At 67.9% G+C, this 22764-nt stretch carries 25 protein-coding genes and 1 tRNA gene; 17 read left to right on the top strand and 9 right to left on the bottom strand.

Annotation, left to right across the window (positions count from 1 at the left end):
- Together VJS38_RS12730 and VJS38_RS12725 are read left to right on the top strand one after the other, a co-directional pair.
- Positions 1 to 381: anti-sigma factor domain-containing protein (locus tag VJS38_RS12730; RefSeq protein ID WP_324088520.1), on the top strand; the 381-nt coding region annotated here is incomplete at its 5' end.
- A gap of 55 nt (positions 382 to 436) precedes the next feature.
- Complete coding sequence (locus VJS38_RS12725; RefSeq protein WP_324088519.1) at positions 437 to 838, top strand: GxxExxY protein; 402 nt, start codon at positions 437 to 439, stop codon at positions 836 to 838.
- A gap of 37 nt (positions 839 to 875) precedes the next feature.
- Here the strand turns inward: VJS38_RS12725 and carA are convergent, their stop codons facing one another.
- A complete protein-coding gene (gene carA, locus VJS38_RS12720) occupies positions 876 to 2045 on the bottom strand; it encodes a glutamine-hydrolyzing carbamoyl-phosphate synthase small subunit (RefSeq protein ID WP_324088518.1) in 1170 nt (389 codons plus the stop codon).
- Positions 2046 to 2184: 139 nt separating this feature from the next.
- Positions 2185 to 2454 carry a hypothetical protein gene (locus VJS38_RS12715; protein ID WP_324088517.1) on the bottom strand — a complete coding sequence of 90 codons (270 nt, stop codon included), beginning with the start codon at positions 2452 to 2454 and terminating at the stop codon, positions 2185 to 2187.
- A 206-nt stretch (positions 2455 to 2660) separates the two neighbouring features.
- Between VJS38_RS12715 and dnaG the strand changes: the two genes are divergently transcribed.
- The gene (dnaG, locus tag VJS38_RS12710) at positions 2661 to 4565 is read left to right on the top strand and encodes a DNA primase (protein WP_324088516.1); all 1905 of its coding nucleotides are present in this window, start codon (positions 2661 to 2663) and stop codon (positions 4563 to 4565) included.
- 86 nt (positions 4566 to 4651) lie between these two features.
- The gene (gene rpoD / locus VJS38_RS12705; protein WP_324088515.1) at positions 4652 to 6577 is read left to right on the top strand and encodes an RNA polymerase sigma factor RpoD; all 1926 of its coding nucleotides are present in this window, start codon (positions 4652 to 4654) and stop codon (positions 6575 to 6577) included.
- Between the two features lie 386 nt (positions 6578 to 6963).
- Here the strand turns inward: rpoD and VJS38_RS12700 are convergent, their stop codons facing one another.
- From VJS38_RS12700 to VJS38_RS12685, 4 genes are all read right to left on the bottom strand, one after another.
- Positions 6964 to 7221: a hypothetical protein gene (locus VJS38_RS12700; RefSeq protein ID WP_324088514.1), complete on the bottom strand. Its 258-nt coding sequence runs from the start codon at positions 7219 to 7221 to the stop codon at positions 6964 to 6966.
- A 110-nt stretch (positions 7222 to 7331) separates the two neighbouring features.
- The gene (locus VJS38_RS12695) at positions 7332 to 8144 is read right to left on the bottom strand and encodes an RMD1 family protein (protein WP_324088513.1); all 813 of its coding nucleotides are present in this window, start codon (positions 8142 to 8144) and stop codon (positions 7332 to 7334) included.
- Between the two features lie 43 nt (positions 8145 to 8187).
- Positions 8188 to 8808 (bottom strand): TIGR02466 family protein, encoded by a 621-nt coding sequence (locus tag VJS38_RS12690; protein ID WP_324088512.1) that lies wholly within the window; start codon positions 8806 to 8808, stop codon positions 8188 to 8190.
- A gap of 48 nt (positions 8809 to 8856) precedes the next feature.
- The gene (locus VJS38_RS12685; RefSeq protein WP_324088511.1) at positions 8857 to 9072 is read right to left on the bottom strand and encodes a flagellar basal body rod C-terminal domain-containing protein; all 216 of its coding nucleotides are present in this window, start codon (positions 9070 to 9072) and stop codon (positions 8857 to 8859) included.
- Positions 9073 to 9194: 122 nt separating this feature from the next.
- Here VJS38_RS12685 and VJS38_RS12680 point away from each other — a divergent pair, with 122 nt between their 5' ends.
- Positions 9195 to 9563 carry a hypothetical protein gene (locus VJS38_RS12680; protein WP_324088510.1) on the top strand — a complete coding sequence of 123 codons (369 nt, stop codon included), beginning with the start codon at positions 9195 to 9197 and terminating at the stop codon, positions 9561 to 9563.
- A 1-nt stretch (position 9564) separates the two neighbouring features.
- Here VJS38_RS12680 and VJS38_RS12675 read toward each other — a convergent pair whose 3' ends face one another.
- Positions 9565 to 10122 (bottom strand): YbhB/YbcL family Raf kinase inhibitor-like protein, encoded by a 558-nt coding sequence (locus tag VJS38_RS12675; protein ID WP_324088509.1) that lies wholly within the window; start codon positions 10120 to 10122, stop codon positions 9565 to 9567.
- Between the two features lie 252 nt (positions 10123 to 10374).
- Here VJS38_RS12675 and panD point away from each other — a divergent pair, with 252 nt between their 5' ends.
- Positions 10375 to 10731: an aspartate 1-decarboxylase gene (gene panD / locus VJS38_RS12670; protein ID WP_324088508.1), complete on the top strand. Its 357-nt coding sequence runs from the start codon at positions 10375 to 10377 to the stop codon at positions 10729 to 10731.
- Positions 10731 to 11243: a hypothetical protein gene (locus tag VJS38_RS12665; protein WP_324088507.1), complete on the top strand. Its 513-nt coding sequence runs from the start codon at positions 10731 to 10733 to the stop codon at positions 11241 to 11243. Before panD ends, VJS38_RS12665 begins: the two co-directional genes overlap by 1 nt.
- Here the strand turns inward: VJS38_RS12665 and VJS38_RS12660 are convergent.
- Positions 11215 to 11964, bottom strand: coding sequence for an SIMPL domain-containing protein (locus VJS38_RS12660; RefSeq protein WP_324088506.1), 750 nt, complete (start codon positions 11962 to 11964; stop codon positions 11215 to 11217). The two genes, VJS38_RS12665 and VJS38_RS12660, sit on opposite strands and share 29 nt — an antisense overlap.
- Positions 11965 to 12077: 113 nt before the next feature.
- Between VJS38_RS12660 and VJS38_RS12655 the strand changes: the two genes are divergently transcribed.
- The 6 genes from VJS38_RS12655 to VJS38_RS12630 all read left to right on the top strand — a co-directional run bounded on the left by VJS38_RS12655 (position 12078) and on the right by VJS38_RS12630 (position 17809).
- A tRNA-Ile gene (locus tag VJS38_RS12655) sits at positions 12078 to 12153 on the top strand.
- A gap of 123 nt (positions 12154 to 12276) precedes the next feature.
- Complete coding sequence (locus VJS38_RS12650) at positions 12277 to 12633, top strand: type II toxin-antitoxin system RelE/ParE family toxin (RefSeq protein WP_324088505.1); 357 nt, start codon at positions 12277 to 12279, stop codon at positions 12631 to 12633.
- 1 nt (position 12634) lies between these two features.
- The gene (locus tag VJS38_RS12645) at positions 12635 to 12955 is read left to right on the top strand and encodes an XRE family transcriptional regulator (RefSeq protein ID WP_324088504.1); all 321 of its coding nucleotides are present in this window, start codon (positions 12635 to 12637) and stop codon (positions 12953 to 12955) included.
- A 218-nt stretch (positions 12956 to 13173) separates the two neighbouring features.
- A complete protein-coding gene (locus VJS38_RS12640; protein WP_324088503.1) occupies positions 13174 to 15516 on the top strand; it encodes a CmcI family methyltransferase in 2343 nt (780 codons plus the stop codon).
- 78 nt (positions 15517 to 15594) lie between these two features.
- Positions 15595 to 16485, top strand: coding sequence for a class I SAM-dependent methyltransferase (locus tag VJS38_RS12635; protein WP_324088502.1), 891 nt, complete (start codon positions 15595 to 15597; stop codon positions 16483 to 16485).
- 97 nt (positions 16486 to 16582) lie between these two features.
- Positions 16583 to 17809, top strand: coding sequence for an acyltransferase (locus VJS38_RS12630; RefSeq protein WP_324088501.1), 1227 nt, complete (start codon positions 16583 to 16585; stop codon positions 17807 to 17809).
- Positions 17810 to 17839: 30 nt separating this feature from the next.
- Here VJS38_RS12630 and VJS38_RS12625 read toward each other — a convergent pair whose 3' ends face one another.
- A complete protein-coding gene (locus tag VJS38_RS12625; protein WP_324088500.1) occupies positions 17840 to 18826 on the bottom strand; it encodes a phytanoyl-CoA dioxygenase family protein in 987 nt (328 codons plus the stop codon).
- A gap of 467 nt (positions 18827 to 19293) precedes the next feature.
- Here VJS38_RS12625 and VJS38_RS12620 point away from each other — a divergent pair, with 467 nt between their 5' ends.
- The 4 genes from VJS38_RS12620 to VJS38_RS12605 form a co-directional block, all read left to right on the top strand.
- Positions 19294 to 20133, top strand: coding sequence for a cytochrome c oxidase subunit II (locus VJS38_RS12620; protein WP_324088499.1), 840 nt, complete (start codon positions 19294 to 19296; stop codon positions 20131 to 20133).
- Between the two features lie 10 nt (positions 20134 to 20143).
- Complete coding sequence (locus VJS38_RS12615; protein WP_324088498.1) at positions 20144 to 21889, top strand: cbb3-type cytochrome c oxidase subunit I; 1746 nt, start codon at positions 20144 to 20146, stop codon at positions 21887 to 21889.
- A 21-nt stretch (positions 21890 to 21910) separates the two neighbouring features.
- The gene (locus VJS38_RS12610; RefSeq protein ID WP_324088497.1) at positions 21911 to 22558 is read left to right on the top strand and encodes a cytochrome c oxidase subunit 3; all 648 of its coding nucleotides are present in this window, start codon (positions 21911 to 21913) and stop codon (positions 22556 to 22558) included.
- A partial coding sequence (locus VJS38_RS12605; RefSeq protein ID WP_324088496.1) for a hypothetical protein occupies positions 22555 to 22764 on the top strand: 210 nt, incomplete at its 3' end. The genes VJS38_RS12610 and VJS38_RS12605, both read left to right, overlap by 4 nt.

Genomic DNA, 22764 nt, shown 5'->3' with positions numbered 1-22764 from the left:
GGCCGGCCGCCGACGGCGCCAGCGCCGACGGCGGCGCCGCCGATCCTCAACGCCAGCCTGATGAGCCCGGGCGGCGGCGACCGGCCGATGTTCGTCGCCGCCTACGATCCCGCGCGTCAGGCGCTGATCGTCACCTCGCTGATGCGGCCCGGCGACGTGGGCCATGTCCACCAGCTGTGGGTCATCCCCGCGGACGGCAAGCCGCACTCGCTGGGCATGATCGCGCCGGGCGCCTCCAGGGCCATGCCGATGCCCAAGGCCATGGCTCCGATGTTCGCCCCCGGCGCCGCCATCGTCGCCTCCATCGAACCCCCCGGCGGCTCCCCCCGCGCCACCCCGTCGGGCCCGATCGCGGCCATGGGCAAGCTGGAGCGGATCTGAGGGGGAAAGTTCCTATATTGTTCTGATTCCTGAGTTGCTCTAAGCTTGGCAAGGAATGGTCCACGAACCACACGAACCACACGAACGATTGGTCCATGCGGACGAGGTGTTCCGCATTCAAGGGGCCGTGTTCGAGGTGAATCGCATGATGGGGGCGGGCTTTCTTGAAGCTGTCTACCAGGAATGCCTAGCTATCGAATTTGGGTCTCGAGGCATTCCGTTCGCAGCGACGCCGAAGCTTGCGCTCGCCTACAAAGGCGCGCCTCTTCGGCAGTATTATTGCCCCGATTTCGTCTGTTTCGATTGTGTCGTCGTCGAACTGAAGGCGCTGAATGAAATTGCGCCCGAGCATCGGGCGCAGGTCCTCAACTACCTGAAGGCCAGCGGTCTTCGCGTTGGATTGCTGGTGAACTTCGGACGCGCGCCAAAGGCGCGCATCGAGCGTCTGATCCTGTGAACCCGTTCGTGTGGTTCGTGTGGTTCGTGGACAAATCTTACCTCGCCGCGTCCATCAGGCCCGCGAAGCGCTCGAAGAGGTAGAGGCTGTCCGTCGGGCCCGGGGAGGCTTCGGGGTGGTGCTGGACGGAGAAGACCGGGCGGTCCTTGAGCGCGATGCCGGCGTTGGTGCCGTCGAACAGGGAGACGTGGGTCTCCACCACCGGCTCGGGCAGGCTGTCGCGGTCCACGGTGAAGCCGTGGTTCATGGAGACGATCTCGACCTTGCCGGTGGTCAGGTCCTTCACCGGGTGGTTCGCCCCGTGGTGGCCCTGGTCCATCTTCCTGGTGGCGGCGCCCAGCGCCAGCGACAGCATCTGGTGACCGAGGCAGATGCCGAACAGCGGCACGCCGCTCTCCACCAGCTTCTTGATCTGGGGCACCGCGTACTCGCCCGTCGCCGCCGGATCGCCCGGGCCGTTGGAGAGCAGGACGCCGTCCGGCTTGCGCGCCAGCACCTCTTCGGCCGTGGTCCTGCCGGGCACCACGGTGGCGCGCGCGCCGACCGCGGTGAGCGCCCGCAGGATGTTGCGCTTCACGCCGAAGTCCAGGACCACGACCTCGTATTTCGGCGCGTCGCCCGGCTTGGCGTAGCCCTGGCCCCAGGCCCACAGGCCCTCGTCGTAGACGAACGGCTGCAGGCAGGAGGCGTCCTTGGCGAGATCCAGGCCCTCCAGGCCGCTCCAGGCCCGGGCCTTGGCGACCAGCGCCTCCAGGTCGAAGGTCCCGTCCGGCGAGTGGGCGATGACGCCGTGCGGCATGCCGCTCTCGCGGATGCGGCGGGTCAACGCGCGGGTGTCGATTCCGGCCAGGCCGATCACGCCGCGCCGGCTCATCCAGGCGGAAAGGTCGCTGTCGGCGCGCCAGTTGGCCGGATCGGTCGGCGCGTCGCGGAAGATCGCGCCGCGGGCGGCGGTCTCGGCCGCGCCCGACATCTGCTCGACGTCCTCGACGTTGGTCCCGACGTTGCCGACGTGCGGGAAGGTGAAGGCCACGATCTGGGCCATGTAGGAGGGGTCCGTCAGGATCTCCTGGTAGCCGGTCATGGCGGTGTTGAAGCAGACCTCGCCGACCGCCTCGCCGGCGGCGCCGACGCCGATCCCCTGCAGGATGGTCCCGTCCGCCAGGGCCAGCACGCCGGTGACGCCGGGCAACAGATCGCGGCTCATGCAGAGGCTCCTACGGGTTGGCGGTCGTAAAAAAGCGGGCCGAGGAGAACCTCGCCCGCCGAGCAAACGGCCGCGTAGGTAATGATTGGCGCCCGCCGGGTCAATCCGCGCCAGGCTATCCGCCTGAACCGGGAAGGGTCTAGGTCACGTGGCGGCGCTTGAGCTGCGGCGGGGCCAGCGCCCGGCGCAGGTGCCCGATCCAGCGGCGCACCGCCGCCACCACGGACATGAACATCACGAAGCCGAAGACGAAGAACCAGAAGCCCTGGCCCAGCTTGCCGTCGAGGTCGTGTTGCGCCTCGTCCGCCGAACGTCCGCCGAGAATCGAACTCACACCAAAATATTCCAACGCCGCCATCACCAGGAGGGTGATCAGAAGCGCCCCGCCCAGACGGAGCCACATCGTCATGCGCCACATTCCCCTTTTGAAGGCCGGCGCCGAAATCACGAACGCCCCTTAGCATCTCGCCGTCCGCGGCCGCGGTCAAACGGCCGAGCTGCATCGAGACGTGTTCGTCCGCTTTCGTGACAGATGGGCGACCAATCGCGCGCCCGCTAGGACAAATGACGTCCACGGTCCAGAATGCGCGTGGCGGCGGAGGCGGCGAATCGACCGTGCGTTTTGACGAGCGGTTCCTGGACGAGATCAAGTCGCGCCTGCGTCCCTCGGACGTCATCGGCAAGACGGTGAAGCTGCGCAAGCAGGGGCGCGAGTACGTCGGCCTGTCGCCCTTCACCAAGGAGAAGACGCCGTCCTTCTACGTCAACGACGACAAGGGCCAGTTCTTCGACTTCTCGTCGGGCAAGAGCGGCGACCTGATCTCCTTTCTGCAGGAGACCGAGCGGCTGTCCTTCTCCGAGGCGGTCGAGCGACTGGCCGCCGAGGCGGGGATGGCCCTGCCCGCCGCCGACCCGCGCACGGCCGAACAGGAGAAGAAACGGCAGGGCCTCTCCGACTGGCTGGAGCTGGCCGCCCAGTGGTTCGAGGCCGAGCTGCGCCGCCCGGCCGGGCGCGAGGCGCGCGCCTACCTCGAGCGGCGCGGCCTGCCGCAGAGCGAGTGGAGCCGCTTCCGCCTGGGCTTCTCGCCCCCCGGCCGCACGGCGTTGAAGGACTATCTGGTGACCAAGGGCGCGCGGCCGCAGGCCCTGGTCGAGGCCGGTCTGCTGATCGCGCCGGAAGACGGCGGGGCGCCCTATGACCGGTTCCGCGACCGCATCATCTTCCCGATCACCGATCCCCGCGGGCGCGTGGTCTCGTTCGGCGGCCGGGCGATGGATCCGCAGGCCCGGGCCAAGTACCTGAACGGTCCCGAGACGGTGATCTTCCACAAGGGGAGCCAGCTCTACGGCCTGGCCGAGGCGCGCAAGATGATGGCCGCCGCGCCGTCCGGGGAGGACCCGCCGCTGGTGGTGGTCGAGGGCTACATGGACGTGATCGCCTGCCAGCGGGCGGGGGCGCCGGCGGTGGCCCCGATGGGCACGGCGCTGACCGAAGAGCAGATGGAGATGCTCTGGCGCCACCACCCGGAGCCGACGCTGTGCTTCGACGGCGACCGGGCCGGGCGCCAGGCGGCGGCCAGGACCATGGACCGGGCGCTGCCGCTGCTGAAGCCTGGCAAGAGCTTCAAGTTCTCGGTGGTCGAGGGCGGCAAGGACCCGGACGAGGTGCTGCGCGAGCAGGGGCCGGCGGCGCTGAAGGCCCAGCTCGCCCAGACCACGCCGTTCGCCGAGGCGCTGTTCATCCGCGAGCGCGACCTGGAGCCCCTGGACACGCCCGAGCGGCGGGCGGGCCTGAAGGCGCGGCTGCGCGCGGCCGCCGGCCTGATCGCCGACAAGGACCTGCAGCACGCCTATCGCGACGACCTGCTGCAGCGCCTGGACGGCCACTTCGCCGCCGCCCGCCCGCAGCGCGCGCCTGGGCTCGCAAATGGGCCGGAGCGGCCGAATCAGCGATCCGCGTTCCGCCGGGGCGCAGGACGGGATTTCGCGCCCGCGGGCTCGACGCCGCTGGGCAAGGCTGCGGCGAAACGCCTCGCGCAGACCATGGCCCCGACGGCGGCCGCCATGGCGCTGGCGGCGATCTCAGATCCCGGAGTTCTCGACGAGCATCTGGAGGACAGCTTCACCGCCAAGGGTTTCGGCGAACCGGCCCTGAGCCAATTGGTGAAGGAAATCATCCTCCTCAGACTGGGTGTGGATCATCTTGACTCCGCTGCTCTGCGACGCCATCTGGCCTCGTGCGGATTTAGCGCGCTGTTGACAGACATCGAACGGGCCGCTGCGAACTCGGGCGCGCCCATGCTCAAAGATGATGTCTCCCTCGATGCGCGGAGATCCCAGTGGTCGCGTGGCTTCGCCGCTCTCTCTCGAGCGGCGGCGCTGGACGACGCCCTGACCGCCGCCAAGGGGAACCTCAGCGGACGGGAGCAGATGGCGGCGTTCGAGCGTCTGAAGACGGAGCGTGACGCACTGAAACGCGCGATCAGAACGGGAACGATTTGGACGGAAGACGGGTCGTAAGGTCGCAAGACCTCGCGAGGCGTCCGACACGCACCATGTTTCGGCCCGCCCCTGCAAAGGGACGGCAGCCGGTTTCGGAGATTTAGATGAGCACCAATACGGCCGAAGCGGAAGCGCCGGAAACCACGGGCGGCGATGGTCCGCTGCTCGACCTGACGGACGCCGCGGTCAAGAAGTTCATAAAGCAGGCCAAGGCCCGCGGCTACGTCACGATGGACGAGCTGAACAAGGTGCTCCCCTCGGAGGAAGTGACCTCCGAGGCGATCGAAGACACCCTCGCCATGCTCTCCGAGATGGGCGTCAACGTCGTCGAGGCGGAAGAGGACGCCGAGGGCGGCGAGGTGGCGGTCCGCGAAGAGTCCGCCATGGTCGAGACGACCAAGGAGCCGGCCTACGACCGCACCGACGATCCCGTGCGGATGTACTTGCGCGAAATGGGCTCGGTGGAGCTGCTGTCGCGCGAAGGCGAGATCGCCATCGCCAAGCGCATCGAAGCCGGCCGCGACACCATGATCCGCGGCCTGTGCGAGAGCGCGCTGACCTTCGAAGCCATCATGGTCTGGCGCGAGGAGCTGGGCTCGGGCCGCATCCTGCTGCGCGAGGTGATCGACCTGGAGCAGACCTACGGCGGCCAGAGCCAGGGCGCGCCGGAAGTTCCGGCCGAGGCCGCTGAGGAAGCCGAGGGCGAGGCGGAGGCCGCCGCCGAGGGCGAAGGCGAGGGCGAGGACGATTTCGACGACGGCGCGGGCCCGACCATCAGTGCGATGGAGGCCGAGCTGCGCGAAGGGGTGATGGTCACCCTGGACGCCATCGCCGCCGAGTTCGAGAGCTTCCGCCTGCTGCAGGAGAAGCTGGTCGGCGCCAAGCTGAAGGGCGAGGACCTCTCCGAGGCCGACCGCCGGGCCTACGAGGGCGCGACGACGGCCATCGTCCAGCACCTCAAGACCCTGAAGCTGAACAACAACCGCATCGAGGCGCTGGTCGAGCAGCTCTATGCGATCAACAAGCGCCTGATGGGCCTCGAAGGGCGCCTGCTGCGCCTGGCCGACAGCTACGGCATCAGCCGCTCGGAGTTCCTCAAGGCCTACTTCGGCTCGGAGATGCGCCCCGACTGGTGCGACCAGGTCAAGCCGCTGGGCATCCGCTGGACCAAGTTCGCCGAGAACGACGCCGGCCAGATCGGCGACATCCGCTCGGAGATCGCGGGCCTGGCGCAAGAGACCGGCGTGCCGATCGACGACTACCGCCGCATCGTCCAGACCGTGCAGAAGGGCGAGCGCGAGGCGCGTCAGGCGAAGAAGGAGATGGTCGAGGCCAACCTGCGCCTCGTGATCTCGATCGCCAAGAAGTACACCAACCGCGGCCTGCAGTTCCTGGACCTGATCCAGGAAGGCAACATCGGCCTGATGAAGGCGGTCGACAAGTTCGAGTACCGCCGCGGTTATAAGTTCTCGACGTACGCGACCTGGTGGATCCGGCAGGCGATCACCCGCTCGATCGCCGACCAGGCCCGGACCATCCGCATCCCGGTGCACATGATCGAGACGATCAACAAGATCGTCCGCACCTCGCGCCAGATGCTGCACGAGATCGGCCGCGAGCCGACGCCGGAAGAGCTGGCCGAGAAGCTCGCCATGCCGCTGGAGAAGGTGCGCAAGGTGCTGAAGATCGCCAAGGAACCGATCAGCCTGGAGACGCCGATCGGCGACGAGGAGGACAGCCACCTCGGCGACTTCATCGAGGACAAGAACGCCGTCCTGCCGATCGACGCGGCGATCCAGAGCAATCTTCGCGAAACGACGACGCGCGTGCTCGCGTCGTTGACCCCGCGCGAGGAACGCGTGCTGCGCATGCGCTTCGGCATCGGCATGAACACCGACCACACCCTCGAGGAGGTCGGCCAGCAGTTCAGCGTCACCCGCGAGCGCATCCGCCAGATCGAGGCCAAGGCGCTGCGCAAGCTCAAGCACCCCAGCCGGTCGCGCAAGCTGCGCAGCTTCCTGGACAGCTAGGACGGCTCAGATCCTCCTCCTTTGGGGGGGAGGGCTATTGCATATGAAGCGCACGGACCCTTCTCCCCTTGCGGGAGAAGGTGGCCCGCGCAGCGGGTCGGATGAGGGGTCGAGCCGACCTCGAAGACCGGCTTCGCCGAAACCACGAAAAGCACGAAAAGCCGGCGCGAGCCTTGGCTACTCCGCTTCAGCGGCCCGTGGTTCCAAATTGGCGATCGCTGCGCGACCCCTCATCCGTCGGGCTCACGCCCGACACCTTCTCCCGCAAGGGGAGAAGGCCGAGCGCCCCCAGGTCTGCGCCGTCGAAGTCATATGCAATTCCCCTACCCAAAGGGGGAGCATCCTTGTCGGGCCGCTGGCGCGAGCGCGGTTGAGCGCAGCCACGATCAGGCCCTGGCTTCGTCCGCGCGCTCGTCGTCGTTCACCGGCTGCGGGAACGCCACGACAGACGCGGTCTCGCCGCCGCGGATCTCGAAGGCCGGCGGCAGGCGCAGCACGCAGACGGAGTCGTCCCAGATCTCCACGCGGGCGAAATGCGCCCACCGTGTCCGGGCAAGCTTGAGCATCTGGATTGGGCGAAGGGGCGCCAGCAGCTCCGTCAGCTGCACCTCGCCCTGGCTGCTCAATCCCAACAGTACTTGCACGACAGATTCCTTAAGTTCGAACCTGCCCCCTCAGCACCGTGGATTCTTCGCGGAGGGGCTTAATCGGGGGCCAACGAACACCGTTAAAGCGCGCTAGCGATTTGGGCCGTTCAGTGACGAAACCCCCAGAGGATCTGGAACACGCTGAGCACGATCTCGAGCGCGATCAGCAGTACGACGATCACCTCCAGGCGCAGCGAGCGCTCGGTGTCCATCAGGTCGGTGATCAGCTGCGCGGTCTCGCTGATCAGGTTGAGCTTGCGGTCGAGGATTCCGGCCCGCTCGATCAGCTCGTACTCGTCCTCCAGCCGGGCGTAGAGGCGCTCCAGGTCGGGCCGGTCCCACAGAAGGTCGGGCTTTTCGCTCACCGCCACGCGGCCGGCGACGTGGTGCTGGACGAGCAGGCCGCGGCCGATCAACTGGATCATCTCGCGCCGGCCGGCCGGGCGGCGGCCGCGTTCGGAGAGGGTGCGGGCCCAGGGCTCGATCGCCTCCATCACCTCCTCGACCTGGCGCTCGTCGTGGGCGAGCGCGGCGCTCTTGGCCAGGGCGTCGGCCACCACCAGCATCCGCTCGGGCGAGAAGTCGGCGATGCGCACCACGCCGTCGGAATCGGCCCGCTCCTCGCGCCCGTCCAGCGGGGTGAGCCGGATGGTCTCCTCCTCGCGCATCGAAAAGGGGTCGATGACCCGCGGCGCGACCCCGCGGATCACCTCGTCCTCGGCCAGGGTGTCCAGGCCCACCAGCACCACGACGCCGTAGCGGAAGACGACCGCCATGCCGGCGTTCTGACCGACGCGGAAGGCGAGCGGAGTGGCCGACAGCGCGTCGCGCCGCTCGAGCCCGGCGGTGTCGATCCGCTCGCCCAGCAGGACGGCGCGGGCCGTCAGCTCGGGAAGGCGCGTGTTCGAATCCTCGGCCATGGCGCCAGCATAGGCTCAGGCGGCCGCGGTGGGCAGGGGCGCCCTACCGCCACCCGTAGTTGAAGCTGATCGAGATCCGCTCCGATCTGGCGGTGTTCACCGGCACCTCGTGACGCAGCCAGCTCTCCCACATCAGGACCGTGCCCGGCTCGGGCTTGAGGTAGACGAAGGCGCGGCGGTTCTCCGCGGCGTCGGCGCGCCGGGGCGGGGCGGCCATCATCATCGGCAGCCGCGGGTCCTCGAACTTCAGCGCGCTCGCGCCCTTCGGCACCACCACATAGACCGTGCCGGAGAGCACGCTGTGCGGGTGGATGTGGCTGGTGTGGGCCGCGCCCGGCTTCAGCATGTTGACCCACAGGCTGTCGAGCCGCAGACGTCCGCCGCCCAGCTCGTACTGCAGATCCTCGGCGAAGGCCGCGGCGTGGCGGTCGAGCTTGCGGCGCAGCTGGTCGAAGACGCTGACCCGCTGCGGCAGGTCGTTCAGCGAGGCGTAGGAGGTGTAGCCGCCGTAATTGTGCTCCTTGCACCAGGCGCGGCCGGCCCGGTCCTCCGCCGCCAGCATCCGGCAGCCCTCCTCCAGCTCGGCCAGGAAGGCCTCGAAGCCGCGGTCGGCGGCGAGGCTGGCCTCGTAGACCGGGGTCGGGAAGAGGGTGTGGAGCGCCATGCCCCAGCCGCTAGACCCGGGCGGGGCTCAAGTCAAAGCGCGGCGGCCTCAGTTGGTCTGGATGTCCAGCAGCGAACGCCACATCTCGTCGGCGAAAGCGACCACCCTGGCGCTGGCCTCGAACTGGGTCTTGGCCTTGATCTGCTCGACGGTCTCGCTGGCCAGGTCGACGTCGTCGCCGCCGCTGGCGATGCGGGCCGCCGACCTGGCCAGGCGGTCCTGGGCGGACATCATGCCGTAGCGGGCGATGCTGAGCGGATCCATCGGCCTCGTCTCCTGAACGAGACCAGGCTGCGCCTTCAGCGTTAAGATCCTGGCGAGCAGACGTGGTGAACCGATCGGCCGTGCTCATTAACCAACGGACGGCAAATGCAGGAGTGACGACGATGTCCAGAGCCCTTCTCGCCGGCGCGGCGCTGGCGCTCCCCCTGGCGCTGAACTGGGCGGCGCCGGCGTCGGCCCAGCTGCTGCCGAAGTCCACGGCGACGGTCTGCGTCGACGTCAACGGCGCGCTCAAGGCGCCGGACTGCCATTCCAACAAGGCCAGCCGGCTGGAGCCCAACTACGACGTCTGCACCTGCTCGCAGGGCGTGCGCGCCGAAGCCTCGGTCTGTCCCGACGGCGTCAGCCCGCCGGGCGAGAGCGCCGCGGTGCAGGATTTCCGCCGCATGTACCTGCGCAACCGCCAGACCCTGGTCGGCGCCAACTACCAGGGCCACTGGCTCTGCGTGCCGCCGCGCACGGCGAACTTCTGAACTACTGCGGGTTGGGCGCCTCGTAGGTGGCCATCATCTCGCCGGTCGCCAGCGTGCAGCCCTTCAGCGCGTTCAAGAGCTCCGGCAGCGGCGTATCCGGCCCCATCTCGATCACGTCGTCGAGGGCGAAGACCTGGAAGTAGTAGCGGTGGACGCCGTGCCCGGCCGGCGGACGCGGGCCGAACCAGCCGTAGCCGCCCATGTCGTTGCGCCCCTGGATCCCGCCCTGGGGCGTGGCCAGGAACTCGGTGTTCGGCAGGCCTTCGGGCAGGGCGGTGACTTCGCCCTGGACGTTCCACAGCATCCAATGGACGAACGGCTTCGTGCGGGGGGCGTCGGGATCCTCGACGATCACCGCCCAGGCCTTCACCTCCGGGACGCCCGTCCACTCGAGCGGCGGGGAGATGTTGTCGAAATAGGCCGAATGGCGGTCGGGCAATTTGCCGCTGGCTTCCTGCGCCCGGCAGGTGACGACGATCCCGGTGTGCTGGATCGGCTCGACCTTCATGATCGTCAGGGCTTGGCCGGAGTGCTCTGGGTGAGAGGGGGAAGGGCTCATCGGGTGCGCCTTGCAAGGGGAGAATTCGGGGGCTCGCCCCGCCAAACCGGTCCCGGCGGGCGATGGTTTCGCGGGTCGCGAAATCGTCGGCGGCCTCTTCGCAGGCGCGAAGTGGAGTGCATCTGCCTTGCCGCAGTGCGGCATTGATCCTCCGCCTTTTCATGCATATATCCGCGCTTGGCCTCGCAAGCGGGGCCGCTTGCGTATGTCTCCGGCGAAAGAACGGCCGGCGCGAGAAAGGATCGTCCGGGAATGTTCGTGACGCTGATGAAGGCGAAGTTGCATCGCGCGACGGTCACCCAGGCGGACCTCGAGTACGAGGGCTCGATCGCCATCGACCGCGAGCTGCTCGACGCCTCCGGGATTCTGCCGCACGAACAGGTGGACGTGCTGAACATCACCACCGGCGCGCGCTTCACCACCTACGCCATCGAGGCGCCCCGCGGCTCGCGGGTGATCGGCGTCAACGGCGCGGCCGCGCGCCTGGTGCAGAAGGGCGACAAGGTGATCGTCGTCACCTACGGCATGCTGCCGGCCGAGGAGGCCCGCAACTACGCCCCCACCGTCGTCCTGCTGGACGAAGGCAACGAGATCAAGAAGGCCGCCTGATGTCCCGCCTTGCCCTTGCGGCCATCAGGCTGGGGGCGTCGGGGCTAGGCGCGCTGGCGCTTTCGGCTTGCGGCCCGGGGCTGCCCAAGGGCGTCGATCCGGACAAGCTGAACGATGCGGTCTCGCAGGCGATCGGCGCGCCGCAGACCTGCATGCTGATCGGCCGCAAGGGCTCGGGCCAGGTGGTCTGGCGCTACAACACCCACACGGTCTGCGCCCGCACCCTGCCGGCCTGCGACCGGCCCGCGCTGCGCACGGTCGGCGAGCTCATGAAGGCCACGGCCAAGGACGGCCAGGCCCGCGCCCTGTCCTGCAACAGCGTCCCCGACGGCTCGCGCGGCGTCGGCTGGGCGTCGGGGACGATCCCCGGCCGCGACCTCGTCTGGGCCGCGGTGATGGAGGGCGAGCGCGCCCTGCCGGGCCGGATCATGACCGAGGAGGTCGAGGGCGCGCTGCAGGACACGGGCCTTTCGCCCACCCCGTCTAGCGCGCCAGTTCGTAAACCCCGCTGACGTCCACCCGCACCTTGATCTCGCCCGGCGAGACCTGGGTGTCGGCTTCCTTGAAGCGCGCCGACGCCATCGCCACCATCGGAACCGGCTGCGGCGGGGTGAAGGCCGCGCCCTCGCTCAGCGAGACCAGCCGCAGCACCCGGTGGCCGGTGGCCCTGGCGTAGAGGTCGGCCTTGGCCGTCAGCGCCTTGACCGCCAGCTCGCGCGCCGCGTTCTCCGCCGCCGTCGGGTCGGCCAGGCCGAAGCTGATTCCGCCCACCTGGTTCGCGCCGGCCGAGACGGTCGCGTCGACCGCGGTCCCCAGGCGCGTCAGGTCGCGCACGGTGACCGTCACCTGGTTGGAGGCCCGGTAGCCGGTCAGCCTGGGCGGCTGGTTCTGCTCGTAGGCGTACTGCGGCTCGATGCTGAGTTGCGAGGTCTGGATGTCCTTGGCGGCGATCCCGCCGCGCTTGAGGGCCGCCAGGACCTCGCCCATCCTGGCGGCGTTGGCCTGCATCGCCGCCTGGGCGGTCCTGGCCTCGGTCATGACGCCCAGGCTGATCGTGGCGATGTCGGGCGCAAGCCTGGTCTCGCCATAGGCCCCGAGGCCGAGGGTGGTGGCGCGGAACACCGCGTCCGCGGCGCCCGGGCCGGGGGCGGCCTGGGCGAAGGCGGCCGGCGCCGCGCCCGTCCCCAGGACCAGGGCCAGGCTCAGGGCCGCCGCCCGCATCGGCATCTGCATTGGGTGTCTCCATCGAGCCCGTGCTCGTTTCGCGAAGGTCTCGCAGGACTAGGCTGAACGGAAGCTTTAAGCCGCCGTCAGCCCATGCTAACCGGCGGCCTTCGTCGCTGCTGGGGCCTGTAGCTCAATGGTTAGAGCCGGCCGCTCATAACGGTCTGGTTGCAGGTTCGAGTCCTGCCGGGCCCACCAGCGAACGTCCCGGGGATAGGTATCATGTCCCCGAAGCCGATTGTCCCCGAAGCCGATCGCCTCGGTCTCAGAATATAGCCGTCAAGCTATGGACATTTTATAGCTTAAAAGCTATATTCCCTCATGCCATGGACGGTCGCCAACCACGACGAGTTCGACCCGGAGTTCGATGCGCTGCCCGAAGAGGTGCAGGACGAGCTTCTGGCGGTCACGGCGTTGTTGGAGACCTACGGCCCATCGTTGGGTCGTCCACATGCCGACACCTTGGCTGGGTCCAAGCACGCGAACATGAAGGAGCTTCGGTTCAACGCGGCGGATGGGGCCTGGCGGGTGGCCTTCGCCTTCGACCCGAAGCGGCAGGCCGTCCTGCTCGTGGCGGGCGACAAGTCGGGCGTGGGCAAGAAGCAGTTTTACAAGAGCCTGATCCGCAAGGCGGACAGCCGCTTCAACGACCACCTGAAGCGATTGAAGGAGAAGTGACATGGGCCGCACACGCGAAGAGATCATGGCCGGTCTGCCTGCTGACCGCCGGGCGAAAATCGACACCCGCGCCGCCCAACTCCATGGCGAGGTCGAGGGGCTGAAGGCTCTACGTCTCCTGACCGAGCGGAGCCAAGAGCAGATCGCCCAGAGCTTGGGCGTGAAGCAGCCCTCCGTCGTGAAGATCGAGCGGCAGACTGACCTCTACCTCTCCACCCTGCGTCGCTTCGTAGAGGCCGCTGGCGGCAAGCTGGAACTTCGCGTCGAGTTGCCCGGCAAGGGTGTTCTTCATCTGACCGGCTTGGGCGAATTGAAGTCGTGATGGCCGCAACCTTGGCCCCCGCAAGGGGGGTGGCCCACCGCCGGGCCGGGTGACGAGTTTTTGTTGCCAACGAATGTCATGCGCGCAAAGATTCGCACATGATCTTGAGGACGTTCCGCGCGCTCCTGAAGGCGCTTGAGCGTGCGCGGTCTGAGCGCCCGCCGCCTTCTATTCTTTCGCGAGCGGACAGTGCGGCGGCCGAAGGCGTGGAAGGCCACGTGGACGAGCTCGAGGGCCGGCGCATCCGCGGGTGGGCCTGGCGTCCGGCTCGGCCGGCGGAGCCCGTTACGATCGAGGTCTGGAAGGATGAGATCCTGGTCGCCAGCGCGCTCGCCGATCAACACCGCGGGGATCTCGAGAGCGCCGGCAAGCGAGACGGGGCGTGCGCCTTCGCCGTTTCGCTGACGGGCGTCCTCGGCGACGTCGTCGTGCGGACCGCCAGGAAGGACGGCGGGAGCGAGCTGCCGGGCGGGCGCCTGACGCTCGCGCCGACGCCCCTGCAGGTCGGGGCGTCGGCGCCGGTGTGCGCGCACGGCTGGATCGGCGGGATCGACCGGTTCGGCCCGCGGCGCCTCTCGGGCTGGGTCCGCTCGCTGAGCCGCCCGTCCGCAAAGCCGATGCTCGAGCTGTGGTCGAACGGCGCCCCCGTCATGCGCTTTGCGGCCGACCTTTGGCGGACCGACCTTGCCGAGCAGCATCAAGGCGACGGACGCTGGGGGTTCGACGCGCCCTTGCCGCCCCAGGTCTGCGACGGCGCCGACCACGCCTATGACCTGAGGATCGCGGACGGCGGCCCGAGCCTGATCGAGCAGGACCTGCTGCTGGCGTTTCCGACCCCGGCTGCTCCATGGCCAGCGGCCGGCGCGTCCGCAGACGCCGAAGCGAAATCCCGACGCGACCATCGGCTGCTGCCGCGCCGGCCGGAACTCTCGGTCGTGGTCAACTTCTACAACATGTCCCGGGAGGCCGAGCGCACGCTCACCTCGCTCGGCCGCGCCTATCAACGCGGGATCGAGGGGCTCGCCTACGAAGTCATCTGCGTCGACAACGGTTCGAACCCGCCGCTCGACGCCGCCTGGATTCGCAGGTTCGGCCCGGAGTTCAGGCTCTACCAACCCAAGCAGCCGCGGCCGTCGCCGTGCGCGGCGATGAACGCCGCCGCCGCCCAGGCCCGCGGCGACTTCATCGCCGTCATGATCGACGGCGCCCACGTCCTGACGCCGGGCGTGGTGGCCGAGGCGCTGCGGCACCTTCGCGCCGAGCCCCCGTCGGTGGTGGCGCTGCGCCAGTGGTTCGTGGGCGGCGACCAGCGCTGGCTCTCGCAGGTCGGCTACACGCGCGAACAGGAAGACATCCTGTTCGACCGCATCAATTGGCCGATCGACGGCTATGAACTCTACCGCGTCGGCGCGCCGATGGACGAAAGCCCGGGCGCCTGGATTGCGTCGGGCCTGTCAGAGAGCAATTGCCTGTTCGTGCCTGCCCAGGTCTGGCGAAAGATCGGCGGCCTCGACGAGGGCTTCGTCACCCCCGGCGGCGGCCTGGCGAACCTCGATCTCTTCAAGCGCGCCGCGGCCGCCTGCCCCGGCGGCGTCACCTGCCTGATGGGGGAAGCGACCTTCCACCAGTACCATGGCGGCACGACCACCAACGTCGACGAGGGGGAGAAGGACGCGCTGGTCAAAGCCTATCAGCGTGAGTACGCCGCCCTGCGCGGCGAGCGCCATGAAGGCCTGCCGATGGACGGCTTCCGGCTCGCCGGCCGGATGCATAACGTTCTGGCCTGCGCCACCCGGCAGCGGCCGATGTACCCTTCGCCGCTGGGGGTCACCGACCGGATCCGGCCGGGGGCGCGCGCCATCGTCGGCGATCCCGGAGCGCGCATGACCCTCGACGGCGGCGCCCACGACTTCCTGACCGGCGCCGCGGTCGAGCTGGGCCTGCATCGGGCGACCCGGTGGGCCGGCGAGGAGGTCGGCGTCGGGCCGGCGGACCTTATCCACCTGCAGGAGCTCATCTGGTCGCTTCGACCGACGGTCATCGTGACCACTACGCGCAACGTTCCATTGCTGCGTTTCGTCGACTCGATCTGCCAGCTGGCCCAGCTGGGCGGCACGCCGATCCTGCTCCCCTGCGAGCGCGCGCCGGACGGGCTGCCGGGACGGGTGAACCTGATCCACGGCGATCCCTGGGCGCGCGAGACCCTGCAACAGGTCGAGCGTCGCGTCGGCGACGCCGAACAGATTCTCGTGCTGTTCGAGGCGCCCGACGCGCCGGGCGCGCCGATCGAAGAGCTGCGCCGGTATGCGGCCCTGGTGAGCCACGGATCCTATATCGTCTATCTCAACACCGCGCTTGGCCAGCCATGGATCGGCTATTCCAATCGCTGGCCCAAGAACGCCATCCGCACGCTCACCACCGAGAGCACGCGCTTCCGCGTGGATCCGAGGTTCGACGCGCAGCTTGGCAGCACGAGCCCGAAAGGCTTCATTCAACGCGTCGGGGGCCTGATCGAGCTCACCGAAGACGACCTCGCCCTAGACGACCTGGACGCTTTCTGAGAGCCCGACGTGCATCAATTCTGGCTACGCTTCATCCTACCGATCCTTCTCCAGCTGGCGCCGCGGCAGATCATGGAGGTGGGCGCCGAGTTCGGCTGGAACACCCGCGGTCTGCTCGACTATTGCCGGCAGACCGGCGCCCGGCTGCACGTGATCGACCCGGTGCTCCACCCGGATCTCGCGGCCGTGTTCGCGGACTTCAGCGAGGAATACGTCTACCTGCAGGCAAAGAGCCTTCAGGCGATCCCGCTTGCTCCCGCCCCGGATCTGGTTCTGCTCGACGGCGATCATAACTGGCACACGATCAATTCAGAGCTGCACCTGCTCTGGCGGCACGCCGCGGAGGCCGGCGTCGCGCCGCCGGTCGCCCTGATGCACGACTGCGCCTGGCCGTACGCGCGGCGCGACATGTATTACGATCCCGAGACCCTCAACGAAGCCGAACGGCATCCCTACGCCTACCTGGGGTGCGAGTACGGACGCTCCGAGCTGACGGAGACCGGGATGAACGCTCACCTGGCCAATGCGCGGCACGAAGGCGGCCCCCGCAACGGGGTGCTGACGGGCGTCGAAGACTTCGTCGCCGAAGCCTGTCCCGGCGCCACCCTGCATGTGCTGCCCTTCTTCAACGGGCTTGGCATCCTTGTCCCGGAGGCGCGCTCGACGCCCGAATTGAAGGCCCTGGTCGCCAGCTTCACCCAGGCCGAGTCCCTGCTGCAGAGCGCAAAGGAGCTCGAGGAAAGCCACATGCGCGCGCGCGTCGAGAATTCGCAGCTCGTCGCGCGGTTCACCCGTCGCACCGATGCGCTCGTCCGTGCGCGGACCTTGCTGGCCGAACGCGCCGAGGAGATCAGCCAACTGCGGCGCGAGCAGGAGGCGCTGCGGGCGGACCTGGAGAGGGTGAAGGCCGAGCGCGAACAGGGGCAGGCCGGAACCGAGCCGCAGCCCGAGCGAGCGCCGCTCGTCTGAGGTCGACGGCGCGCAATTCCGGGCGCTGAGCGACTGCTCGAGGTGATTGACGCCGGCCGCGACGCCCTGCCTATTTTTCGCAGGGTTGGAGCGGCGGATGAACGACAGCGGCGTGCAGTCCGGACAAGGACGGTCGGCCGGCGGCCGCATCGAGGATATCGAGGTGTTGCGGGCCATGGCCATCGGCATGGTCCTGGTCCAGCACGTGGGGGGCGTTCTGATCCCCTGGCTGGCGTGGAGCGGCGGCCCCCTCTACAGCCGCTTCAGCTTCTGGTCGGGGGTCGATTTGTTCCTCGTCATCTCCGGCTTCGTGATCGGCCGCAGCCTGTTGCCGACGCTGCCGCCGGCGAGCCAGCCGCGCGCCTTCTTCAGGTCTGCGCTGAGCTTCTGGGTGCGCCGCCTCTGGCGGCTTACGCCGTCGGCTTGGCTCTGGCTCGCGATCGCGACCGCGGCGTCCGCGGTCTTCAACCGTTCAGGCGCGTTCGACACCGTCGGCGCGAACATCAGGTGTTCGGTCGCGGCGATGCTCGGGCTGGCGAACATCCACTTCGCCCACGTGTTCCTGCGGCTTCCGGGCGGCGCGATGGTGCACTATTGGAGCCTGTCCCTGGAAGAGCAGTTCTACCTGGTCCTGCCGTTCCTGGTGTTCTTCGCCGGTCGACGCCTGCCGCTGGTCCTTGTCCTTGTCGTGGCCGCACAGCTGTTCCTCAGGCGCTCAGGGCCCGGCGCCAGCGTCCTGCTGAACGTCGTCAGGACAGATGCGCTGGCGCTCGGCGTGCTGCTTTCGATCTGGAGCCGGCGGCCCAGTTACGCCCGGCTCGAGCCACGGATGCTGGGCGCCTGGCCAGTGAGGATGCTCCTGCCTGCCGCCTTTCTGCTGGTCTTCGCCTTCGTCAGCCGGATGACAGCCGATCCCCCGCGATATCTGGTCGGCGCGGTGGCGCTGCTGGCTGCGTCCATAGTCTGGGTGGCGTCGTACGACGGCGACTACCTGTTGGCGCGCGGACGGCTGAAGCGCGCCGCCTGCTGGATGGGCAGCCGCTCCTACGGAATGTATCTCATCCACGTTCCGGCCTATCTGGCCGCGCGCGAGTTCTGGTTCCGGCTGTCGCCGGGCGTGGTGGGCCCAGGCCCGCGCCATGTGGAGCTGCTTCTGGCCACGGCCCTGCCGCTGACCTTCCTGCTCGCCGAATTGAACTTCCGGCTCGTGGAAGATCCCCTGCGCCGCCGGGGCGCACAGATCGCCGGGCGCATGCTCGACCATTCGCAGCCGAAGTGCATGCCGGTTCGGCGTGGCGAATGGTCTTACTTCAAAGACTTATGAGCTTCGGCGGTTCGTCCGAACCGCCGAAGCTCAGAGCGCCAGCGGAATCTGCCTCGCCGGAAAGGTCGAGCCGGCGAACATCCAGCTCTCGATCGCGAGGCGGTGCTTGGTCATGCCGGGACGCACGCCGGTCCGGTGGAGCATCAGCTGATCGAAAAAGAGCGCATCGCCCGCCTTGAAGCGGGGCGCCTCCCAGCGCCGCGGCAACGCCTCGACGACCGCATCGCCCACGGCCCAGTCGTAGGGCGCATCGCGCGTTCCCGTCTCGACGATGTAGTTCAGGCGGTCCGGGTAGATGTCGAGACCCGGCGAGTCGTCGCCGCACTCGGAAAGGGCCAGCCAGCAGTTCACCGTGCGGATGTCGGCGCCCAGGAAGGCGCCGTCCTGGTGCCATCCCGAGCCGCTGGTCGGCGGCACCTTGCGCAGCGTGGACTTGCCCACCGACAGGTAGCCCGGCTCGCCGAGGTAGTCCTCGATCGCCTTCACGATGCCGGCGCGGCGCAGTTCCTCGATCAGCACATCCATGGCCGGCGGAGAGTCCGCGGTCCAGACGCCTCCGCCGGCGACGACGAACTGGCGGTCGGCGGCGGTCATCTCGCAGGTCTCGTCCAGCGGGAACGGCGCGAAGTAGCGGCCCAGCACGCGCTGGGAATCCTTCATGTCGTAGCCTCGCGCCTCGTCGAAGGCTCGCTCGAGCACCTTGATCAGGCGTCGCACGCCCGGCTGGTCGACCGCGCCGCGGACGAGCAGCAGGCCGTGGTTCAGGATCGCGCCCCCCAGCAGGTCCCCGTTCAGCCGATCGGCGCCGATCTCCGGCACGCCTTCCTTGATCATTGGGAACGGATCTTGTAGCGCAGGGGGCCAGACGTCGCGGCTCTTGACCCGGGCGATCTTGGCGGGATCACGGCGTCGGTCGATCGTGGTCGGATGGCTGGCGGGACGGCGGAACAGGTTGCTGACCGCTTTCCAGGGACCGGCGGCGGTCCCAGGACGAGATACGTCAGAAACATTCGCCATCGACGCCTCCTCGGGACAGCTGGCGGCTTGCGCCGCCAGAGGTTGGCGCGCGGCGCGCCCGATGGCAACAGGCGCTCGGCAAGGCGGCGCCATGGCCCGGCTGCCGGCGATGGGGAGCCAGGGCGATCGGAACTTCCTCTGGGCGCGATAAAACTATATGGTTTGAAATTGACTTGGTGGTTCTCGCATCCCGCGCCAGCCAAAAGACGGCTGCGGAGGCTGTGAGGTTTCCACGGAGCAGGTGTTCGAGGGCGTCGACGATGACCCGGGCGGCACTGAAGCAAGAAGACGTTCAGCAACGCCGCGCAGGCGCTGATCCTCGCGGTCGCGCCAAATCAGGCGCGCTCCAATCTTCGCCAGCTCTGTTGCGGTTCCGGACAAGGGGCGTCGGCGCGATTTCACGCGTCCGGAGTTTCGCGTCCGACGTCGGGAAACGCGTGGAGGCCAGGGGCTAAGCGAGACAAGTCATGGCCATAGCAATTGCAATAGCTGCGCTGGTCTTGTTCTCAATCGCGTTCCAACTTCTGACGCCCTGGTGGCTGACGCCTCTGGCGTCCAACTGGAAATCGATCGACACGGCCCTCGACGTCACCATGTGGGTCTGCGGGTTCTTCTTCATCGTCCTGAATGTGTTCCTGGCCTTTGCGATCTGGCGCTACCGGCATCGCCAAGGCCACCGCGCCCACTACGACCCTGAGAGCGTGGCCCTCGAGCGGCGGCTGACCGTCTGGACGGCGGTCGGGATCGCCGCCCTGCTGGCGCCCGGCCTGATCGCCTGGAAGCAATTCGTCACCGTGCCGAAGGACGCCGCGGTCGTCGAGGCGGTGGGGCAGCAGTGGCAGTGGAGCTTCCGGTTCCCCGGAAAGGACGGCGTCCTGGGGACGGCCAACTCGCGGCAGATCAGCCCCGACAATCCCTTCGGCCTAAATCCCGCCGACCCGTTCGGACGCGACGACATCCTCGTGGAAGGCAACGAGGTGCACCTTCCGCGCGGCCGGCCGGTCAAGGTCGTTCTGCGCTCCAAGGACGTGCTGCACGATTTCTTCGTGCCGCAGATCCGCGCCCGAATGGACATGGTTCCGGGCATGGTGACCTATTTCTGGTTCACCCCCACGCGCACCGGAAAGTTCGAAATACTGTGCGCCGAGCTCTGCGGGACCGGCCACTACACGATGCGGGGCGCCCTGGTCATAGACGACGAGCCGGCGTTTCAGGCCTGGCTGAATCAACAGCCGACCTTCGCACAGTTGATGGCGCAGGCTGGGCAAACGGCGCCAGCTGGATCGCCGGTCAAATCCGGGAAGTGAGGCGCGCGCCATGGCCTACACGATCGCCGACGACACCCGAGTGCTTCACCACCCGAAGACGTGGATCGGCAAATACGTCTGGAGCCAGGACCACAAGGTCATCGCCGTGCAGTATTCGATGACGGCGATCGCGGTTGGTCTGGTCGCCCTGGTGCTGTCCGATCTGATGCGGCTGCAGCTCGGCTTCCCCGACACCTTCAAGTTCATCACGCCCAGCAGCTATCTTCAGTTCGTCACCATGCACGGCATGATCATGGTGATCTATCTGCTGACGGCGCTGCTCCTCGGAGGCTTCGGGAACTACCTGATCCCGCTCATGCTCGGCGCGCGCGACATGGTCTTCCCGTTCGTGAACATGCTCAGCTATTGGGTCTACCTGCTCGCCGTGCTGGTGCTGATGGCCAGCTTCTTCGTGCCCGGCGGACCGACCGGCGCCGGTTGGACCCTCTATCCGCCGCAGGCCATCCTGGAGGGCACGCCGGGGCGGGACTGGGGCATCATCTTCATGCTGGCCTCGCTGGCGATCTTCATCGTCGCCTTCACCATGGGCGGCCTGAACTATGTCACCACGGTGCTGCAGGCGCGCACGCGCGGCATGACCCTGATGCGCATGCCCTGCTCGGTGTGGGGCATCTTCGTCGCGACCATCCTCGGGCTCCTGGCGTTCCCGGCGCTGTTCGTCGGCGCCGTCATGATGATGCTGGACCGCCTGCTCGGCACGAGCTTCTTCATGCCGTCGCTGGTGTCGATGGGCCAACAGACGAGCTTCAACGGCGGCAGCCCGATCCTGTTCCAGCACCTGTTCTGGTTCTTCGGTCATCCCGAGGTCTACATCGTCGCCCTGCCGGCCTTCGGCATCGTCTCCGACCTCATCAGCTGCCACGCGCGAAAGAACATCTTCGGCTACCGAATGATGGTGTGGGCCATCGTCGTGATCGGCGTGCTGAGCATGTTCGTGTGGGCGCACCACATGTACATCAGCGGGATGAATCCGTATTTCGGGTTCTTCTTCGCGACCTCCACCCTGATCATCGCGGTCCCCACCGCCATCAAGGTCTACAACTGGCTTTTGACGCTCTGGCGCGGGGACATTCACCTCCGGGTCCCGATGCTGTTCGCCATCGGCTTCATCTTCACCTTCATCCACGGTGGATTGACCGGCCTCTTCCTCGGCAACGTCAGCGTGGACGTGCCCCTGTCCGACACCTTCTTCGTCGTCGGCCACTTCCACATGGTGATGGGCGTCTCGCCGATCATGGTGATCTTCGGGGCGATCTATCACTGGTACCCCAAGATCACCGGGCGCATGTGGAACGCGACGCTGGGCCAGATCCATTTCTGGGTCACCTTCCTCGGGGTCTATGCGATCTACCTGCCCATGCACTACCTGGGCTTCCTCGGCGTGCCGCGGCGGTACTACGCCTTGGGCGAGACGGCGTTCATTCCGCATTCGGCGCATGTGGCCAACGAGGTCATCACCATCGCCGCCCTGATCGTCGCCGCCGCGCAGCTGGTTTTCTTCTACAACCTGATCTGGAGCTTCTTCCGGGGCCCCAAGGCCGACCCCAATCCGTGGGGCGCGACGACGCTGGAATGGCAGACGCCCCAGACCCCGCCGGCGCACGGCAATTGGGGGGCGAAGCTCCCCGTGGTCTACCGCTGGGCCTACGACTACAGCGTGCCGGGCGCGCCGCAGGATTTCATCCCGCAGAACGTGCCGCCCGATCGGGTGACGAGTGATCGCGTGACGACATGAGATCCCTTCGGAGGACGGGATGTGGGCATTGTACGCCGACTGACTGAAAAGCCCTGGCTGGCGCCGGGCGCCGATCCGGCGGGCGAGCCGGATGCGGAGGGCCTTCCCCTGCCGGCGGCGGCGGTCGGCCTGCGCATCTATTTCGGCGTCGCGTCGGTCATGTTCCTGCTGATCGCCGTGACCTTCGTCATGCGCATGGATGGGCACGGGCTCGTCACCGGACAACAGCCCGACTGGAAGCCGATGCTCTGGCCGCGGCTCTTATGGTTCAACACCGCCGTCCTGATGCTCAGCAGCGCGGCCTGGGAATGGGCGCGCGCGGGCGGCGCGCGCGGACAGATGGACAGTTTGCGGACGGGCCTCATCGCCGGCGGCGTCCTCGCACTGGTCTTCCTGGCAGGCCAGCTGACCGTCTGGCGGCAACTCGAGGACGCCGGTTGCGGGCTGACGGCCACGACCATGAGCGCGTTCTTCTACCTGATCACCGCGCTGCACGGCCTGCACGTGCTGGGCGGCCTGGCGGTATGGGGGCGAACGACCGCCAAGGTATTGGCAGGAAGCGAGGTCGCCGAGGTCAGGCAGAGCGTCGATCTTTGCGCGATCTACTGGCACTTCCTGTTGCTGGTTTGGCTCGTGATGTTCACGCTTTTCTTGGTCAATCGAAGATGACGGCGACCACATCGACTGAGACCCCACACGGCGTTCCGGCCGCGCAAGGCCTGCGGACGCTCGCGGCCGACTGGTCGTCGGACCAGGAGGTGTTCAAGCAGGTCCACTGGGGCAAGGCCATGATGTGGATCTTCCTGCTCAGCGACACCTTCGTGTTCTCCAGTTTCCTGGTCTCCTACATGACGGTGCGGGCGACGACGACGGTC

The sequence above is a fragment of the Phenylobacterium sp. genome, from assembly GCF_035276905.1.
Classification (GTDB): Bacteria; Pseudomonadota; Alphaproteobacteria; order Caulobacterales; family Caulobacteraceae; genus Phenylobacterium.
The sequence above is the reverse complement of the archived record's forward strand: the minus strand, read 5'-3'. Positions and strand labels throughout refer to the sequence as shown.

Bases quoted from the DNA above. Each gene is read 5' to 3' on its own strand.
- VJS38_RS12650 (WP_324088505.1), top strand. From the start codon at position 12,277: ATGCCATGGACGGTCGCCAACCACGACGAGTTCGACCCGGAGTTCGAT.
- VJS38_RS12660 (WP_324088506.1), bottom strand. From the start codon at position 11,964: ATGCAGATGCCGATGCGGGCGGCGGCCCTGAGCCTGGCCCTGGTCCTG.
- VJS38_RS12630 (WP_324088501.1), top strand. From the start codon at position 16,583: ATGAACGACAGCGGCGTGCAGTCCGGACAAGGACGGTCGGCCGGCGGC.
- VJS38_RS12725 (WP_324088519.1), top strand. From the start codon at position 437: ATGGTCCACGAACCACACGAACCACACGAACGATTGGTCCATGCGGAC.
- VJS38_RS12675 (WP_324088509.1), bottom strand. From the start codon at position 10,122: ATGAGCCCTTCCCCCTCTCACCCAGAGCACTCCGGCCAAGCCCTGACG.
- VJS38_RS12690 (WP_324088512.1), bottom strand. From the start codon at position 8,808: ATGGCGCTCCACACCCTCTTCCCGACCCCGGTCTACGAGGCCAGCCTC.
- VJS38_RS12615 (WP_324088498.1), top strand. From the start codon at position 20,144: ATGGCCTACACGATCGCCGACGACACCCGAGTGCTTCACCACCCGAAG.
- VJS38_RS12680 (WP_324088510.1), top strand. From the start codon at position 9,195: ATGTCCAGAGCCCTTCTCGCCGGCGCGGCGCTGGCGCTCCCCCTGGCG.
- VJS38_RS12645 (WP_324088504.1), top strand. From the start codon at position 12,635: ATGGGCCGCACACGCGAAGAGATCATGGCCGGTCTGCCTGCTGACCGC.
- VJS38_RS12625 (WP_324088500.1), bottom strand. From the start codon at position 18,826: ATGGCGAATGTTTCTGACGTATCTCGTCCTGGGACCGCCGCCGGTCCC.
- VJS38_RS12620 (WP_324088499.1), top strand. From the start codon at position 19,294: ATGGCCATAGCAATTGCAATAGCTGCGCTGGTCTTGTTCTCAATCGCG.
- rpoD (WP_324088515.1), top strand. From the start codon at position 4,652: ATGAGCACCAATACGGCCGAAGCGGAAGCGCCGGAAACCACGGGCGGC.
- VJS38_RS12665 (WP_324088507.1), top strand. From the start codon at position 10,731: ATGTCCCGCCTTGCCCTTGCGGCCATCAGGCTGGGGGCGTCGGGGCTA.
- VJS38_RS12685 (WP_324088511.1), bottom strand. From the start codon at position 9,072: ATGGATCCGCTCAGCATCGCCCGCTACGGCATGATGTCCGCCCAGGAC.
- VJS38_RS12695 (WP_324088513.1), bottom strand. From the start codon at position 8,144: ATGGCCGAGGATTCGAACACGCGCCTTCCCGAGCTGACGGCCCGCGCC.
- VJS38_RS12715 (WP_324088517.1), bottom strand. From the start codon at position 2,454: ATGACGATGTGGCTCCGTCTGGGCGGGGCGCTTCTGATCACCCTCCTG.
- panD (WP_324088508.1), top strand. From the start codon at position 10,375: ATGTTCGTGACGCTGATGAAGGCGAAGTTGCATCGCGCGACGGTCACC.
- carA (WP_324088518.1), bottom strand. From the start codon at position 2,045: ATGAGCCGCGATCTGTTGCCCGGCGTCACCGGCGTGCTGGCCCTGGCG.